The following is a 15,394-nucleotide window of genomic DNA, read 5'->3' as shown; positions in this document are numbered from 1 at the left end:
CGAAAAGGGCCCGCCGCCGACGGCGGGTCCGCAGTCAGGAAAACTATCCCATGTCCGATTTCACCGTGTCATCCAGTCTGACGCGCCGTCTGGGCGCACGGATCTGGAGCAGCCGCGTCGACTATCTGTTCCTCGTTCCCGGCATGCTCATCTTCGGCGCCTTCATTCTCTACCCGATTTTTGCGGCGGAATATTTCTCGCTGCTGAACTGGTCCGGCTTCGATGCCAATGCCAAGTTTGTCGGGCTCGCAAACTATGTCGAACTGCTTCGCGATCCGTTCTTCTGGAATGCTTTCGGGCGTTCGTTTCTGTTCACGCTTAGCACCGTGCCCGCGCAGATGATCATTTCGCTGATTATCGCGATCATCCTGAACAACAAGCTTCTGAAGCTCTCGGCCCTTTTTCGCACGATGATCTTCCTCCCGGTGGTGACGCCTGTCGCCGTCATCGGCATCGTGATGACGATCATGCTGTCGCCCTTCAACGGGCCGATCAACATGGCCATCCTGGATATCGGTCTGCTGTCGCGGCCGCTGGACTTCCTCGGTGACCCGGACCTGGTCCTGTGGACGCTGGCGGCGATCTATGTCTGGAAATGGGTCGGCGTCACCATGGTCTACTGGCTGGCCGCGCTGCAGACGGTTCCCGCCGAACTCTATGAAGCCTGCAAGCTCGACGGCGTGAAGGGCTGGCAGGTCACGCTTTACGTCATCATGCCGATGATCATGCCCTTTGCCATCGTCATCGCGCTGATCTCCGCCATCAGTGCGCTCAACGTGTTCCCGCTGATCATGTCGATGACCCAGGGCGGACCCTATTTCGCCTCGGAAGTGATGGAGGTCTATATCTTTCGCTACGCCTTTGCCACCGCAGGCGCCATACCGCGTCTCGGCTATGCCAGTGCGGCGGGCGTGTTCTTCGGACTGGCGATCATGTCGCTGACCATTCTTCAGGTGCTGGCGGTTCGCCACCTGCGCAACAGGGAGAAGCCCCATGCCGCATGATGCCCGTGTTGCAATCCGACAGCCGGCGCTGTCGCCGCGCATGCGCCGCGTTCTGATCTCCGTCGTTCTGGCAGCGGTCTGCGCCGTCTGGATCTATCCGCTGTTGTGGATGATCTCGGCGTCGCTGAAGGACAATGCCGCGATCTTTGCCAATGAAGGGCTTATCCCCGGACAGCCGACGTTCGAAAATTATGTTCGCGCCTGGAAAGAGGCCAATATCGGCTCCTATTTCTTCAACACCGTTTTCGTCACGGTGGGGTCGGTTCTCCTCGTCACGATCGCCTCCTCGATGATGGGCTATGTGCTGGGGCGCCGGCGGTTCGTCGGGCGCGGCCTTATCTTCGCGCTGATCGCGTTCACGATCTTCGTGCCGCAGGGCTACACCATCATCCCGATCTTCGACCTGTTGACGCGCATCGGGCTTGGCCAGTCGCTCTGGGGCGTGATGCTGGCCACCTGCGGCGGATCCTTCGTCATCTTCGTTCTCCTGTTTGCCGGCTATTTCAGCCAGATACCGAACGAGCTCGAAGAAGCTGCCAAGATGGACGGCGTCAGCTTCGTCAAGACTTTCTGGTACGTCATGCTGCCGCTTGCCCGCCCAATCGTTGTTACGGTCGTGGTGATGCAGACGCTCTACGCCTGGAACGATTTCCTGCTGCCGCTGGTCGTCACGCTCGCCAATCCCTCGATCCGGACGCTCTCGGTCGGCGTCTACGCCTTTCGCGGCGAGAACTTCATCGACTGGGGCGGCATGACCGCCGCCTCCACGATCTCCATCCTTCCGGTGGTGATCCTGTTTTTGTTCCTGCAGCGCTACTTCATCGACGGCCTCGCCGGGGCGGTGAAGGGATGACTGCTGAGCTATTTGGGAGAGACCAGACATGACTGGCGTCAGTCTCAAGAACATCAAGAAATCCTATGGCGGTCTCGAGGTCGTGCATGGCGTCGACATCGAAATCGAAAAGGGCGAGTTCGTTGTGTTTGTCGGCCCGTCAGGCTGCGGCAAGTCCACGCTTCTCAGGATGATCGCCGGGCTTGAGGAAATCAGCGGCGGCGACCTCGAGATCCACGGGCAGCGGGTCAACGATGTCGATCCGTCCAACCGGGGCGTCGCCATGGTATTCCAGACCTATGCGCTTTATCCGCATATGACGGTCGACCAGAATATGGGCTTCGGACTGAGGATGAACGGTACGCCGAAAGCCGAAGTGGCCAAGCGCGTCAGCGAAGCGGCGAAAATCCTGCAGATCGAGGACCTTCTGGACCGCAAGCCGAAACAGCTTTCCGGCGGACAGCGCCAGCGCGTTGCCATCGGCCGCGCCATCGTACGGCACCCTCAGGTCTTTCTGTTCGACGAGCCGCTGTCGAACCTCGACGCCGAGCTCAGGGTCGCGACCCGTCTCGAACTGGCCAAGCTGCATCAGCAGCTGGCAGGCTCCACGATGATCTATGTGACCCACGACCAGGTTGAGGCCATGACGCTGGCGGACAAGATCGTGGTTTTGCGAAAGGGCCGGGTCGAGCAGATCGGCGCGCCGATGGAGCTTTACGAGAACCCGGCAAATCTTTTTGTCGCCGGTTTCATCGGATCGCCGAAGATGAACTTTCTCGATCTCGAAGGCGGCGAAAACCTGACATTCCGTTTCAGGGATAAAAGCGCCGTCACGCTTTCAGGTGAGGATGCGGCGCGAACCGCCGTTGTGGGGCTACGGGCCGACCAGATGACGCTCACGGAGCCGGACAGCGGTCATTTCACTGGCACGGTCAGCGTGGTGGAACGTCTCGGCGACAGCGAGTTCGTTTATGTCGCCACCGAATGGGGTCAGGAACTGGTGGTGCGTGTTCCCGGCGGCACCAACACGCCGACGGGCGTCGCAACCGGTGTCGTATTGTCGGGACGTACCCATTTCTTCGACAGCGAGGGACGGTCGCTTGCCGGCATCTCGCTTGCCGCAGACCAGAACTGACATAAAGGGGCAGATCCATGCGACCCAACATCATCTTCATCATGTCCGACGACCATGCCGCCCGCGCGATCTCGGCCTATGGTGGCGGGCTTAACAACACGCCCAATCTCGACCGGCTGGCGAACGAGGGCATGCGGCTCGACCGTTGCTATGTCACCAATTCGATCTGCACGCCAAGCCGCGCCGCGATCATGACCGGCACCTATAATCACGTGAACCTGGTGACGACACTCGACACCCATATCGACAACCGGTTGCCGAACGTCGCCAAACACCTGCAACAGTCCGGTTACCAGACGGCGATCTTCGGCAAGTGGCATCTTGGTGAGGGAAAGGCGCACGAGCCGACCGGTTTCGATCAATGGGCGGTGATACCGGGGCAGGGCGTCTATTACGATCCGGTGTTCATCGATCGCGATGGTCCGAAGGTGCATCCGGGTTACGTCACCGACATCACCACTGACATGAGCATCGATTTCATCAAGGCCCGCGACAAGGAACGGCCGTTTTTCCTGATGTGCCATCACAAGGCGCCGCACCGGCATTTCGTCTGCGATCACAAGCACGAGGACATGTTCGAGGCGGACCTGCCGCTGCCCGACAGCTTCACCGATGATTACGCCAACCGCGCGGCGGCGGCGAAGGAGGCGAAGATGCGGGTGCGCTCGGACATGACCTATGAGGATCTCGGTCTGGTGCAGCCCGAAGGCGGCTCGGAGGTCGGCGCGTTGCTGTTCGAGCATCCGAATGTGCACATGCGCAAGGTGCCCGAACTGAAGGAGGGGGAAAGCGTGACGCTGATCGATGTGAAGACCGGCGAAAACTTCACCTTTACCGACCCGAAAAAACTCGCCGAATTCAAGTATCAGCGCTACATGAAGCGCTATCTGAGAACGGTGCAGTCGATCGACGACAATGTCGGCCGTCTCCTCGATTATCTCGACGAGGCGGGACTGGCGGACAACACGATCGTCATCTACACCTCCGATCAGGGCTTTTTCCTGGGTGAGCACGGCTGGTTCGACAAGCGCTTCATGTACGAGGAATCGCTGCAGATGCCGTTTCTGGTGCGTTATCCCGACGGGATAAAACCGGGCGGCATTTCCGGGAAGATCGCCATGAATGTCGATTTCGCGCCGACCTTTCTCGATTATGCCGGCGTGCCGGTTCCCTCCTACATGCAGGGGACGAGCATGCGGCCGGTTTTCGAAGGCCAGGCGGGCGAAGAGTGGCAGGATGTCGCCTATCACCGTTACTGGATGCACAAGGATGTCATCCACAATGCGTTCGCCCATTACGGCATTCGGACCGAGCGCTACAAATTGATCTACTGGTACAACGAGCCGCTCGGCCAGATCGGGGCTACATCGGGCGATGACCCGCCCGAATGGGAACTGTTCGACTGTGGTGCGGACCCCTTTGAACTGTACAATCGCGCCGGCGACCCGGAATATGGGGGCATTTTCCGTGACATGCTGGAAAAGCTGGATGCCAAGATGGCTGAGATCGGCGATGTGCCGGAGCACAACGGGGCCGCCTGTCGGAACTGAAAACGGCAAATGGATGCTCTGGTGCACGAGATCGGTCAGATCAATCGCCGGATCGACGAGGGCGTGATTCTTCGTTGTCAGGTCCCCCTTGGCACACCCCAGGCTTCGATTGGAGTCCGTTTTTCCGGTAGCACCATATTGATGCACGCGGACACAGCACCTGTCGCGGTTTGATTCCGCTCCTTTGATAGCATTTACTTCCACAAAGGAGACTGAGTATGGGATTGAAACGGCCAGACGAATTCCGCCAGGACGCGGTTCGGATCGCGTTGACGAGGGGGCTCACGCGCAAACAGGTTGCAGATGATCTGGGCGTTGGCATGTCGACGTTGAACAAGTGGATCACAGCGCACAGAGAAACGGATGTGGTGTCGACAGAGGATTTAGGCCACGCCCAAGAGAATGAGCGACTTCGGCGCGAGAACCGTATTCTCAAGGAGGAGCGGGACATCTTAAAAAAAAGCCACGGTGTTCTTCGCGAGCCAAAAGCCGTGAGGTTCAAGTTCATCGAAGAGCACCAATCCGTATTTTCCATCGGACGACTGTGCAAGGTCATGGAAGTGATCCGCACGGCTTGCGGGCTTTCCGCAGTCGGCCAGCCAGCCGCAGGCAACGATCCGATATGGTGACCTTGGCGCACATCAAGGAACAATCACGTCTGAGCCTGGGCAGCTACGGCAGACCACGGATGACGTAAGAGTTGAAGGACATCGGCCTGAATGTGGGGCACCGCCGTGTGGGCAGACTGATGCGCCAGAATGGCATATCCGTGGTCAGAACCTGCAAACACAAAGTGACGACGGACAGCGACCACGGGTTCAACATCGCGCCAAACCTGCTGGATAGTGACTTCAAAGCTGACGCGCCAAACCAGAAGTGGGCGGGTGACATCCGTTATGTCTGGACCCGCGAAGGCTGGCTGTATCTGGCTGTGTCCCTGGACTTGCATTTTCGCCGAGTGATCGGCTGGGCCTTCTCGAACCGGATGAAACGGGACTTGGCGATCCGGGCGCTGAACATGGCCATCGCATTCAGGACGCCGCCCGAGGGCTGCATCCATCACACCGACCGAGGCAGTCAATATTGTTCGCACGACTACCAGAAAATCCTGCACCAACATGGGTTCAAAATATCAATGAGCGGTAAAGGAAATTGCTATGATAACGCGGCAGTCGAGACGTTCTACAAAACGATCAAGGCTGAACTGATCTGGCGGAGGTCATGGGAAACGCGAAGGCAGGTTGAAATGGCACTCTTCGAGTACATCAACGGCTTCTATAATCCACGGCGACGCCACTCAGCGCTGGGCTGGAAAAGCCCCGTCGCTTTCGAATGGAAAGTGGCTCAAACGAGCACCTGGGGCGTAACGAAACCGTGACAGGTCCAAACCTCCTGAAAGTTCACATCTAGCTGTTCTCGATAATCTCGGCGTCGTCAGGCAGAGGATAGTAGTCACCCTTGTCGGCAACGAAGATGTGTTTGCTGATGTGCAAGGTGGAGGTGTCGTCCAGGCAACCGGCGGCGATGCCGATGCCGGCTTCATCATTCATGCGGTAGAACAGGCTGGATCCACAATGCGTGCAAAAGCCGCGTTTTGCATGATCAGACGATGCATACCATCGCAGTCCTTCGTCATTCAGGAATGTCAGTTGGTCGAACGGCGCGTGGGTCGATGCCCAGAGATGACCGCTGGTTCGCCTGCACTGGCTGCAATGGCAGACCGTGACGGTGTCGCGCACATTTTCCACCTCGAAAGCGACCGCGCCGCATTCGCATCTGCCTTTGATCATCTCAATCCTCTCCATCATTTTTCAACTGCTTTCGCATGATCGGTCGGGTCTCGGATCGGCGGGCGACCTCGGTGAAACCGGCGCTGATATATGTTCCCATGAAACCGGTCCAGGCATAGACGGCCGGATATTTTGCTTTTGGCGTATCGATCGGGTAGCCCTCGGCGATTGCTGCCCCGTGCATACGGGCCCATTCGACAGCCGCGTTCAACAGTTTGAGCGAGAGCCCCTGACGCCGGTATCGCTTGTCGACCAGGAAACATGAGACGCTCCAGACCGCCTGTTCATCCACCGGCTTCAGGATTCGTGACGATGCAAGGCGCGGGAATGCCGATTGCCGGTCGACCTGGATCCACCCGACAGCCTCGTCTCCATGCATTGCGACAAGCCCCGGAACAGCGCCGCTGTCGAAGATCGCCTTCATGGCCTGCCGATTTCCATCACCCTTTCCGGCTTCCATCGCCTTGGCGCTGCGTCTCCATAACATGCACCAGCACCCGCCACAGCCGCCTTTCTCTCCCATAACGGCCTCAAAGTGCGCCCATCTTGCCGGTCGGATATCAAAAGCTAACGGCGCATGCGGTTGGCGTGCCATCTGTTATCCGTCTCCGTGAATGTTACGTTTCTGCAGGGTCATGCGGCTTTCCCTTTTTGCCGGAAGATCGTGAAAACGCCGCTGGCGATGATGATCGCGGCGCCCAGGAAGGTCGCGGCGTCCGGGCTTTCCCGCCAGATCAACCAGCCGAACAGCGTGGCCCAGACGAGCGCGGTATAGTCCAGCGGCGCGACAATAACCGCCGGGGTCAGCCGAAAGGCCTGCGTCATCATTGTCATGCCCGCCGTTCCAAAAACGGCGATGGCCGCAAAAAGCCAGAGGTCTTCGAGGCGCACCGGCACCCAGACGAAGGGCACAATGAACACGCTGATCAGCGCCGCCGTGCCCGTCAGATAGACCAGCAGTGTCCACACACTCTCACGCGCATCGACCCAGCGCGCGCTGAGCATCAGCAATGCGTAGACAAGTGCTGTGGCAACGGGCAGCAGTGAGGCCGCCTGAAAGGTCGCCCCGCCCGGGCGGATGACCACGAGAACGCCGAGGAAACCGAAGAGGACCGCCAGCCATCGCCATATATGGACCTTTTCGCCCAAAAACAGCGCCGAAATGACGGTAATGAAGAAAGGCGCCACGAAGATCAGCGCGGTGGCCTCCGCAAGTCCGAGATATATAAAGCTCGTGAAGAACATCATCGTGGCGCAGACCCAGAGCGCTCCGCGCAGCAGGTGTGCCGCGGGCCGGTAGGTCTTCAGCGCCTGCCATCCACCCATGGTGATGGCGATGAGCACGGTGAAGGGCAAGGCGACCACGTTACGCAGAAACAGGATCTGAAGCGGCGGGTAGTGCGAGGTCAGCGCCTTGGCTACTGCATCATTGGCGCTCAGGCAGGCAACGCCTGCGCACATCAGGACAACGCCGCTGGTATAACTTGCCTCTCTGCCGGACGGCGCAGCCTGCATTTCGATCTCTTTCTGTCGATGCCTTTCCGTATGCGAGAGGACAGACTGCCCGATCCGGTGCGAAAGTGGCAAGGGCGAAGAAGTCACGGGGGCACTGGAGCCCGGGTCGGTATGACCTTCCTGACTGGTCCGGCAGCCTTGGCGTCGACGGCGCGGCCGGCCTTGTCGCTGCCCGTCGACCTCGTTTCGGCAAGCCGAACAGCTTCGCCCTCAAATCGGTGATCAGTTTTTTGACCTGTTCGCGGGAACTTGTTTGCCGATGGGAAAATGAGCTAACGATCCCTGCAGCCAAGGGAGCGTGTTCGTGGATTATACGACTTATCTGGACCAGACCATTCTCGACTTCGTCAATGAAACAATGACTTTCTATCCTGCGGACCTGAAGGGTGACGACTGGGACGGGCAGCGGGCGGCTTACGACCGCATGGCGGCGCATTTTCATGCTGGACGACCGGTAGGGCTCACGGTTCTCGACGGGACGATCGCCGGCGTGCCGGTTCGCTTTTATGGGGCAGAGACCGACACGGTCATTGTCTATGCCCATGGCGGCGGCTTTGTGCTGGGCGGGTTGGAGAGCCATGACGATGTTTGCGCGGAAATTGCCGCCGCGACCGGCGTTCAGGTGGTGTCCGTCGACTACAGGCTTGCGCCGGAGCACCGCCATCCGGCAGCCTATGATGATATGATTTCCGTTGTGCGCGCGCTTGCACAGGCGCGCCGGCTGGTGCTTTGCGGCGATAGTGCCGGCGCGTCGCTCTGCGCTTCCGTGGCTGGAACGTGGGTGGGGCCGGCGCTTGCGGGGCAGGTTCTGATTTATCCCTCGCTCGGCTTTGCACCGGAGGGCGGAAGCTTCGAGACTCATGCCCACGCGCCGTTGCTTTCCCGTGACGAGTTGCGCGGCTATGGCGATGTCCGCGGCGGCACGCCGGATGATCCGAGGGCCACGCCGCGGGCCGGCGATCTCGCACGCCTGCCCGCAACCTTCATCTATCCTGCCGAATGCGATCCGCTGCATGACGACGCGCTGCGTTATCAGGCCGCCGCGCAAGCTGTCGGCGGTTCCGTCCATGTCGAAACCGGAACGGAACTGGTGCATGGCTGGCTGCGCGCCCGCCACCGCAGCCAGAGGGCGGCGGATATGTTCCGGCGGATCACGGAGCGGCTCTCGCTCCTGTGCCACGGCGACTGAAGGCCGGTCACGGCTTCTTTTCGATCTTGCGCAGCGAGTGCCCATAGGCCTTGCGAAAGGCCTTGCTGAGGGCAGGGGCGTTCGAATAGCCGGAGCGGATCGCGATTTCGCGCAGGCCCAGCGCCGTGTTTTCCGCCATCTCGCGGGCGTGAGCCAGCCTGATGTTCTGGTAGTACTGCCCCGGCGACATGCCGAGCTCGGCCTTAAACAGCCGGTTAAGGGTGCGCGTCGACATGTGGGCGCGTTCGGCAAGCGCGCTGAGCGACAGCGGATTTTCGATCGTTTCCACCATGATGTTGATGATGGCGTCCATCTTGCCGCGTCCTGGCACGGAAAGCGCCGTCGGCATGCGCGCGCCGTCGCGCTGTGGGCTTGCATCATGCATGAACATGGATGAGACCATGAACGCCCTGGCCGCGCCAAACTCCTCGGTGATGAAGGCGAGAATCAGTTCCAGCGCCGTCGAGGCGCCGCCGCAGCTCCACAGCCGCCCTTCCTTGACGTAGCCTGCCTGGCTGACGTGAACCTCCGGAAAGGTTTCCGCAAATTCGCTGATCACCGACCAGTGCAGCGTTGCCGTCAGGTCGTCCAGAAGACCGGTCGAGGCGAGCATCCATGCACCGGCATCCGCGCCTATGACATAACGGCTCTGTCGGGCGAGCGCCATCACGAGGCGCTGGTTTTCAGGCGTCGGATGCTGGCGGTAGCCGTTGCTGGAGACGATGACCAGAAGATCGGAGGCCTCGATGTCCTCGCGCTTTGCTGTGGGGACGAGCAGCAGGTGCGACGAGCTCTCAACCGCTTCGTCATCGGCGCTGATGACCTGCCATCTGATATCCTCCCGATAAAGATCGTGAACCATGCGAAGCGGTTCGAGAAGACAGGAGAAGACCAGGTTCGAAAAGCCGTCGAGGAGCAGGAATGTGACGTTCATGGGGCGTAATTGGCCTTATTGGACAATAAAATGGCATAATAGGATAAAACGCCGGCGCATGGCTAACCTATTCTCCTGCCCATCGAAACCGTCAGTCCTCGCGACAGCGCGCCTCAGGCCCTTCGCCTGGACAATCGGACGAGCCGGTGACGAAGTCTGTCCTGACGGGGCATGCGACTGTTTTTCCACCGGGTCATGCACATGGCTGCACGCCGCGTGCCGGGATGCGTCTTGCATCCGAAGTCCGATTCATACCTGCACGTTAAGCGCCGCGCAGGGCGTCAATCTGCGCGAGAAAAATTGGAATTCGCACCCGGCCTTCAAGGTCAGGGCCGGCTTGTGCGCAACGAGTATTTTCGCTCTCCGCCTCTTCACGACGGGAGTGACGCAACAGGAGTATTCATGCCTCTGACAATGAACAGGGATGTCTTCATCACGTGTGCCGTAACCGGTTCAGGCAGTACCCAGGACCGCTCGCCCCATGTTCCCCGTTCACCGGAAGCGATTGCCAAAAGCGCCATCGATGCCGCAAAGGCGGGCGCAGCGATTGTTCACTGTCATGTCCGCGATCCCGAAACCGGCGCGCCGTCACGCCTTCCCGCACTCTACCGTGAAGTGACGGACCGCATCCGCGATGCGGAGGTCGATGTGGTGCTGAACCTGACGGCCGGCATGGGCGGCGATATCACCTTCGGGTCGACGGAGGCGCCGTTGCCGGTCAATGAGGCCGGAACCGACATGATCGGCGCCGCCGAACGCGTCGTCCACATCGCCGAATGCCTGCCGGAACTGTGCACGCTCGATTGCGGCACGATGAATTTCGCCGAAGCCGATTACGTGATGACCAACACGCCCGGCATGCTCCGCGCCATGGGGCAGATGATGACGGATCTCGGCGTGAAGCCGGAGATCGAAGCCTTCGACACCGGCCACCTCTGGTTCGCCAAACAGCTGGTCAAGGAAGGCATTTTGACCTCGCCGGCGCTGGTGCAGCTATGCATGGGCGTGCCATGGGGCGCGCCGAACGACCTCAACACCTTCATGGCCATGGTCAATAATGTTCCGGAAGACTGGCAGTGGTCGGCCTTCTCGCTCGGTCGTGATCAGATGCCCTATGCGGCAGCCGCCATGCTTGCCGGCGGCAATATCCGCGTCGGGCTTGAGGATAATATCTATCTGTCGAAGGGCGTGCTCGCCACCAATGCCCAACTCGTCGAAAAAGCGGTCACGATTGCTGAAAACATGGGCGGTCGCGTCATCGGGCCGGAGGCCGTGCGTGAAAAGCTCGGTCTGGTCAAACGTGCGCCGAAGGGGGCTGCCTGATGAGTTCGGATGGCCCATCAAAGGTCGCCATTATCGGCGGCGGCGTGATCGGCGGCGGTTGGGCCGCGCGCTTCCTGCTGAATGGTTTTGATGTCTCAGTGTTCGATCCCGATCCGGAAGCCGAGCGGAAGATTGGCGAGGTCATCGCCAATGCCCGCCGCTCGCTGCCGGCGCTCTACGATAAGCCGCTGCCCGTCGAAGGGGCGCTGACCTTCTGTGACACACTTGAAGAGGCTGTCTGCGAGGCCATCTGGGTACAGGAAAGCGTGCCGGAACGGTTGGCGCTGAAGCATGAAACCCATGCAGCAATTTCTGCGGCGGCGGGGAAGGGGGCGATCATCGGTTCGTCCACGTCCGGTTTCAAACCGTCTGAGCTGAATGAAAAGGGCGCCCGCGCCATCGTCGCCCATCCCTTCAACCCGGTCTATCTGCTGCCGCTCGTTGAACTCGTCGGCGACAAGGCGACCTGCGAAAAGGCTGCCGAGATTCTCCGTTCTATCGGCATGTATCCGCTGACGGTGAAGAAGGAAATCGACGCCCATATCGCCGACCGGCTTCTCGAAGCGATCTGGCGCGAGAGCCTGTGGCTGGTGAAGGACGGCGTTGCCACGACAGAGGATATCGACGAGGCGATCCGCATGGGCTTTGGCCTGCGCTTTGCCCAGATGGGCCTGTTCGAGACCTACCGCATTGCCGGTGGCGAGGCGGGTATGAAGCATTTCATGGCGCAGTTCGGTCCGGCGCTTTCCTGGCCGTGGACGAAGCTCATGGACGTGCCGGAATTTAATGATGAACTTGTCGGGCTGATCGCCGGGCAGTCAGACGCGCAGTCCGGCGCAAAGTCCATCCGTGAACTGGAGCGGGAGCGCGACGACAATCTTGTCGGCATCCTGCGGGCGCTGAAGGTCAGCGACAATGCCTCCGGCAAGGTCGTGTCGGCGCATGAGGCCGATCTTGTCGTCAGCGGAGAGCGTGACGGACTTCCCGTAACGCTCAACCGCCAGGTGCCGTCGTCATGGACCGATTATAACGGCCACATGAACGAGACCTTCTTTCTGGAGGCCGGCTCCAAGGCGACGGACGGTTTCATGGCGCTGATCGGCGCGGATGCAGCCTATATCGCCAGTGGCCTCAGCTATTTCACCGTCGAAAGCCATGTGCGCTATCTGAACGAGGTTCACGAGGGTGACAGGCTGACGGCGACGTCGCAACTGCTCTCCGGCCAGGGCAAGAAGATGCATCTGTTCCACCGGCTTTTCCGCGGTGACGGCGAACTGGCGGCAACCGTCGAGACGCTGCTGCTGCACACCGACCTCAAGGCACGTCGCACCTGCGTTCCGGAAGGTGAGGTCGCCGAAAAGCTGGCGGAATTCGAGCGTATACATTCCGGTTTCGATGCCGATGGCGCTGGCCGTTTTGTCGGCGAGCGCCCCGGCAGTCGTTAGCTGCGACCGGGCAAAGTTTCCTACGGGCTCGTTCCAGCAATTTTATTCCGCCCCACCAGAGAGGCTCACGAGCCGCCTCGTTTGCGGACAAATCCAAACCAAGAGGGAAGCAAAATGAACAATTATCGGAAATTTCTCACACCCGGCATTTTGAAGAGCGGCATGTCCCGCCGTGCATTCATCGCCCGCACCTCGGCGCTTGGCGTCGGTGCCGTTGCCGCCAATTCGATGTTCGGCCGCATGGCCATGGCGCAGGAGCCGGTCAAGGGCGGCACGCTGCGCATGGGCCTCGGCGGCGGTTCGTCGACCACCTCGCTCGACCCGGCGCTGATTGCCAGCCAGGTTCCCTTCCACGTTGTCCGCGCCTATGGCGAACAGCTTCTCGAAGTGAACGCAGACGGCTCGCTGAACCCGCGCCTTGCCGAATCCTTCGAGGCCTCCGACGACGCCAAGACCTGGACCTTCAAGATCCGCCAGGGCGTCAAGTTCCACAATGGCGAGACGATGACGCCGGAAGATGTGCGCCAGACGCTGCTGCGCCATTCCGATGAGGACTCCAAGTCCGGCGCGCTCGGCATCATGCGCGGCATTTCCGATATCCGCGTCGATGGCGAAAACCTGATCGTCGAGGTCGATGTGCCGACGGCGGACCTTCCTTATCTCCTTTCCGACTTCCATCTGGCAATCCAGCCGGGCGGTGGCCGCGAAGACCCGACCGCCGGCATCGGTACCGGCGCCTACAGGATCGTCGAGGCCGAGCCGGGCGTTCGCTACACGTTTGAAAAGTTTGCCGACTACTGGGATGACAGCCGCGGTCACTTCGACACGATCGAGATGACCATCATCAATGATGCGACGGCGCGCAATGCCGCACTCCAGTCCGGTCAGGTCGATATCGTCAACCAGGTCGCGCCGCGCGTTGCCGGTCTGCTTGATCGTGCGCCGAACATCACCGTTGATCATGTTGCCGGTCGCGGTCACTACGTGTTCATCATGCAGTGCGATCAGCCGCCGTTCGACAACAGGGAACTGCGCAATGCGCTGAAATACGCCATCAACCGCGAGGAAATGGTCGAAAAGATCCTGCGCGGCTATGGTTCGGTCGGCAATGACTTCCCGATCAACGAAAGCTATCCGCTGTTCGATGACAGCATCGAGCAGCGCACTTACGATCCGGAAAAGGCCGCCGAACTCTACAAGGCTTCCGGTCATGACGGCAGCCCGATCATCCTGCGTGTTGCCGAAACCGCCTTCCCGGGCGCTGTCGATGCCGCGCAGCTCTTCCAGCAGAGCGCACAGGCTGCCGGCATTCCGCTTGAGATCCAGCGCGAGCCCGATGACGGCTACTGGTCGGATGTCTGGAACAACACGCCGTTCTGCGCCTCCTACTGGGATGGCCGTCCGGTTCAGGACCAGATGTACACCACCGCCTATCTTTCCAGCGCCGACTGGAACGACACGCATTTCTACAATGAGGAATTCGATGAGCTTCTTCTGGAAGCCAAGGGCGAACTCGACCAGGAAACGCGCAAGGAACAGTACAGCCAGATGGCGCAGATCCTGCGTGACGAGGGCGGTCTCATCTGCCCGATGTTCAACGAGTTCGTACAGGCCGTCAGCACCGATGTTCAGGGCTGGGAAGAAAACGGCGTCTTCGAGCTGATGAACGGTCTTGCTCCCGTAAAATGCTGGAAGGCCTGAGGCGCCCATGAACGCCTCCCTTTTCAAGCTTGTGGCCCAGCGGTTAGCGCTGGGCCTCATGCTGATCTTTTTCGTATCGATCCTGATCTTCGCCGGCACGCAAATGCTGCCCGGCGATGTCGCCCAGGCCATTCTCGGCCAGTCTGCCACACCTGAAGCGTTGGCAAACCTGCGCGCCGAGCTTGGCCTTAACGCGCCGGTCTACCAACGCTACATCACGTGGCTTGTCGGTCTTTTGCACGGCGATCTCGGAACATCTCTGACCAATGGCCAGAATATCGCGACCGCCATCAGTGGACGGCTTTCAAACACGCTGTTCCTGGCCGGGTGCGCCGCCATCATCTCGGTGCCGCTTGCCATCATTCTCGGTCTTGTTTCGGTGCTCTACCGCAACCGCTGGCCGGACAAGCTGATCTCGACCATCACGCTGGCCTCGATTTCCGTGCCGGAATTCATGCTGAGCTACATCCTGATCTTCTACATCGGCGTGCAGCTTGGCTGGGCGCCGTCGGTCGCGATGATCAACCAGAACATGTCGTTCTTCGCCAGACTGTATGCAATTGCGCTTCCGGTCACGGTGCTGGTGATGGTGGTGCTGGCGCATATGATGCGCATGACCCGCGCGGCGCTTTTGAACGTCATGCAGTCCGCCTATATCGAAACCGCCGAACTGAACGGGCTTTCCCGCTTCAAGGTGATCTGGCGGCATGCGTTTCCGAATGCCATTGCGCCGATCGTCAACGTCGTGATGCTCAACATGGCCTATCTGGTCGTCGGCGTCGTGGTGGTCGAAGTGGTCTTTGTCTATCCCGGCATGGGCCAGTATCTGGTCGACCATGTGGCCAAGCGCGATGTGCCGGTGGTTCAGGCCTGCGGCATTATCTTTGCCGCCGTCTACATCAGCCTCAACATGCTGGCGGATATCTTCTCAATCCTCGCCAATCCGCGCCTCAGGCATCCGCGATGAGGAGAAGAA

The 15,394-nt window shown here is 60.0% G+C and carries 13 protein-coding genes and 1 pseudogene; 10 read left to right on the top strand and 4 right to left on the bottom strand.

Going from position 1 to position 15,394, the window contains the following annotated elements:
* Positions 1-50 precede the first annotated feature (50 nt).
* From Mame_RS16225 to Mame_RS16205, 5 genes and pseudogenes are all read left to right on the top strand, one after another.
* On the top strand, positions 51-1,004 hold the full coding sequence (locus tag Mame_RS16225) for a carbohydrate ABC transporter permease (RefSeq protein WP_018064227.1): 954 nt from the start codon (positions 51-53) through the stop codon (positions 1,002-1,004).
* Entirely contained in the window at positions 994-1,857 is an 864-nt protein-coding gene (locus tag Mame_RS16220) for a carbohydrate ABC transporter permease (protein WP_018064226.1), read from the top strand. Before Mame_RS16225 ends, Mame_RS16220 begins: the two co-directional genes overlap by 11 nt.
* Positions 1,858-1,885: 28 nt before the next feature.
* Entirely contained in the window at positions 1,886-2,971 is a 1,086-nt protein-coding gene (locus tag Mame_RS16215; protein ID WP_018064225.1) for an ABC transporter ATP-binding protein, read from the top strand.
* 17 nt (positions 2,972-2,988) lie between these two features.
* The gene (locus tag Mame_RS16210; protein WP_018064224.1) at positions 2,989-4,521 is read left to right on the top strand and encodes a sulfatase family protein; all 1,533 of its coding nucleotides are present in this window, start codon (positions 2,989-2,991) and stop codon (positions 4,519-4,521) included.
* Positions 4,522-4,739: 218 nt separating this feature from the next.
* Positions 4,740-5,899 (top strand): annotated as a pseudogene (locus tag Mame_RS16205) (IS3 family transposase).
* A 28-nt stretch (positions 5,900-5,927) separates the two neighbouring features.
* Here Mame_RS16205 and Mame_RS16200 read toward each other — a convergent pair.
* The 3 genes from Mame_RS16200 to Mame_RS16190 form a co-directional block, all read right to left on the bottom strand.
* The gene (locus Mame_RS16200) at positions 5,928-6,311 is read right to left on the bottom strand and encodes a GFA family protein (RefSeq protein ID WP_033409837.1); all 384 of its coding nucleotides are present in this window, start codon (positions 6,309-6,311) and stop codon (positions 5,928-5,930) included.
* 1 nt (position 6,312) lies between these two features.
* Positions 6,313-6,798 (bottom strand): GNAT family N-acetyltransferase, encoded by a 486-nt coding sequence (locus tag Mame_RS16195; RefSeq protein WP_236953504.1) that lies wholly within the window; start codon positions 6,796-6,798, stop codon positions 6,313-6,315.
* Between the two features lie 146 nt (positions 6,799-6,944).
* Entirely contained in the window at positions 6,945-7,826 is an 882-nt protein-coding gene (locus tag Mame_RS16190; protein WP_018064219.1) for a DMT family transporter, read from the bottom strand.
* A 304-nt stretch (positions 7,827-8,130) separates the two neighbouring features.
* On the opposite strand from Mame_RS16190, the gene Mame_RS16185 reads away from it, so the two are divergent.
* Positions 8,131-9,015, top strand: a complete 885-nt coding sequence (locus Mame_RS16185) for an alpha/beta hydrolase (RefSeq protein ID WP_026173373.1) — start codon at positions 8,131-8,133, stop codon at positions 9,013-9,015.
* Positions 9,016-9,022: 7 nt separating this feature from the next.
* Here Mame_RS16185 and Mame_RS16180 read toward each other — a convergent pair whose 3' ends face one another.
* Positions 9,023-9,949, bottom strand: a complete 927-nt coding sequence (locus Mame_RS16180; protein ID WP_018064217.1) for a GlxA family transcriptional regulator — start codon at positions 9,947-9,949, stop codon at positions 9,023-9,025.
* A 402-nt stretch (positions 9,950-10,351) separates the two neighbouring features.
* Between Mame_RS16180 and bcoG the strand changes: the two genes are divergently transcribed.
* The 4 genes from bcoG to Mame_RS16160 all read left to right on the top strand — a co-directional run bounded on the left by bcoG (position 10,352) and on the right by Mame_RS16160 (position 15,385).
* Positions 10,352-11,272, top strand: a complete 921-nt coding sequence (gene bcoG, locus Mame_RS16175; RefSeq protein ID WP_026173372.1) for a 3-dehydrocarnitine:acetyl-CoA trimethylamine transferase BcoG — start codon at positions 10,352-10,354, stop codon at positions 11,270-11,272.
* The gene (locus Mame_RS16170) at positions 11,272-12,717 is read left to right on the top strand and encodes a carnitine 3-dehydrogenase (RefSeq protein ID WP_018064215.1); all 1,446 of its coding nucleotides are present in this window, start codon (positions 11,272-11,274) and stop codon (positions 12,715-12,717) included. The genes bcoG and Mame_RS16170 overlap by 1 nt, the downstream gene beginning before the upstream one ends.
* Positions 12,718-12,831: 114 nt before the next feature.
* Positions 12,832-14,418, top strand: coding sequence for an ABC transporter substrate-binding protein (locus Mame_RS16165; RefSeq protein ID WP_018064214.1), 1,587 nt, complete (start codon positions 12,832-12,834; stop codon positions 14,416-14,418).
* A 7-nt stretch (positions 14,419-14,425) separates the two neighbouring features.
* The gene (locus tag Mame_RS16160; RefSeq protein ID WP_018064213.1) at positions 14,426-15,385 is read left to right on the top strand and encodes an ABC transporter permease; all 960 of its coding nucleotides are present in this window, start codon (positions 14,426-14,428) and stop codon (positions 15,383-15,385) included.
* Positions 15,386-15,394 lie beyond the last annotated feature (9 nt).

This window comes from Martelella mediterranea DSM 17316 (assembly GCF_002043005.1).
Classification (GTDB): Bacteria; Pseudomonadota; Alphaproteobacteria; order Rhizobiales; family Rhizobiaceae; genus Martelella; species Martelella mediterranea.
Note: the sequence above shows the minus strand (reverse complement) of the source record. Positions and strands in the feature narration are given on the sequence as shown.

What these genes read in the sequence shown, in the direction of transcription:
- Mame_RS16180 (WP_018064217.1), bottom strand. Translation starts at nt 9,949, where the DNA reads ATGAACGTCACATTCCTGCTCCTCGACGGCTTTTCGAACCTGGTCTTC.
- Mame_RS16210 (WP_018064224.1), top strand. Translation starts at nt 2,989, where the DNA reads ATGCGACCCAACATCATCTTCATCATGTCCGACGACCATGCCGCCCGC.
- Mame_RS16160 (WP_018064213.1), top strand. Translation starts at nt 14,426, where the DNA reads ATGAACGCCTCCCTTTTCAAGCTTGTGGCCCAGCGGTTAGCGCTGGGC.
- Mame_RS16195 (WP_236953504.1), bottom strand. Translation starts at nt 6,798, where the DNA reads ATGTTATGGAGACGCAGCGCCAAGGCGATGGAAGCCGGAAAGGGTGAT.
- Mame_RS16225 (WP_018064227.1), top strand. Translation starts at nt 51, where the DNA reads ATGTCCGATTTCACCGTGTCATCCAGTCTGACGCGCCGTCTGGGCGCA.
- Mame_RS16190 (WP_018064219.1), bottom strand. Translation starts at nt 7,826, where the DNA reads ATGCAGGCTGCGCCGTCCGGCAGAGAGGCAAGTTATACCAGCGGCGTT.
- Mame_RS16215 (WP_018064225.1), top strand. Translation starts at nt 1,886, where the DNA reads ATGACTGGCGTCAGTCTCAAGAACATCAAGAAATCCTATGGCGGTCTC.
- Mame_RS16170 (WP_018064215.1), top strand. Translation starts at nt 11,272, where the DNA reads ATGAGTTCGGATGGCCCATCAAAGGTCGCCATTATCGGCGGCGGCGTG.
- Mame_RS16165 (WP_018064214.1), top strand. Translation starts at nt 12,832, where the DNA reads ATGAACAATTATCGGAAATTTCTCACACCCGGCATTTTGAAGAGCGGC.
- bcoG (WP_026173372.1), top strand. Translation starts at nt 10,352, where the DNA reads ATGCCTCTGACAATGAACAGGGATGTCTTCATCACGTGTGCCGTAACC.
- Mame_RS16200 (WP_033409837.1), bottom strand. Translation starts at nt 6,311, where the DNA reads ATGATCAAAGGCAGATGCGAATGCGGCGCGGTCGCTTTCGAGGTGGAA.
- Mame_RS16220 (WP_018064226.1), top strand. Translation starts at nt 994, where the DNA reads ATGCCGCATGATGCCCGTGTTGCAATCCGACAGCCGGCGCTGTCGCCG.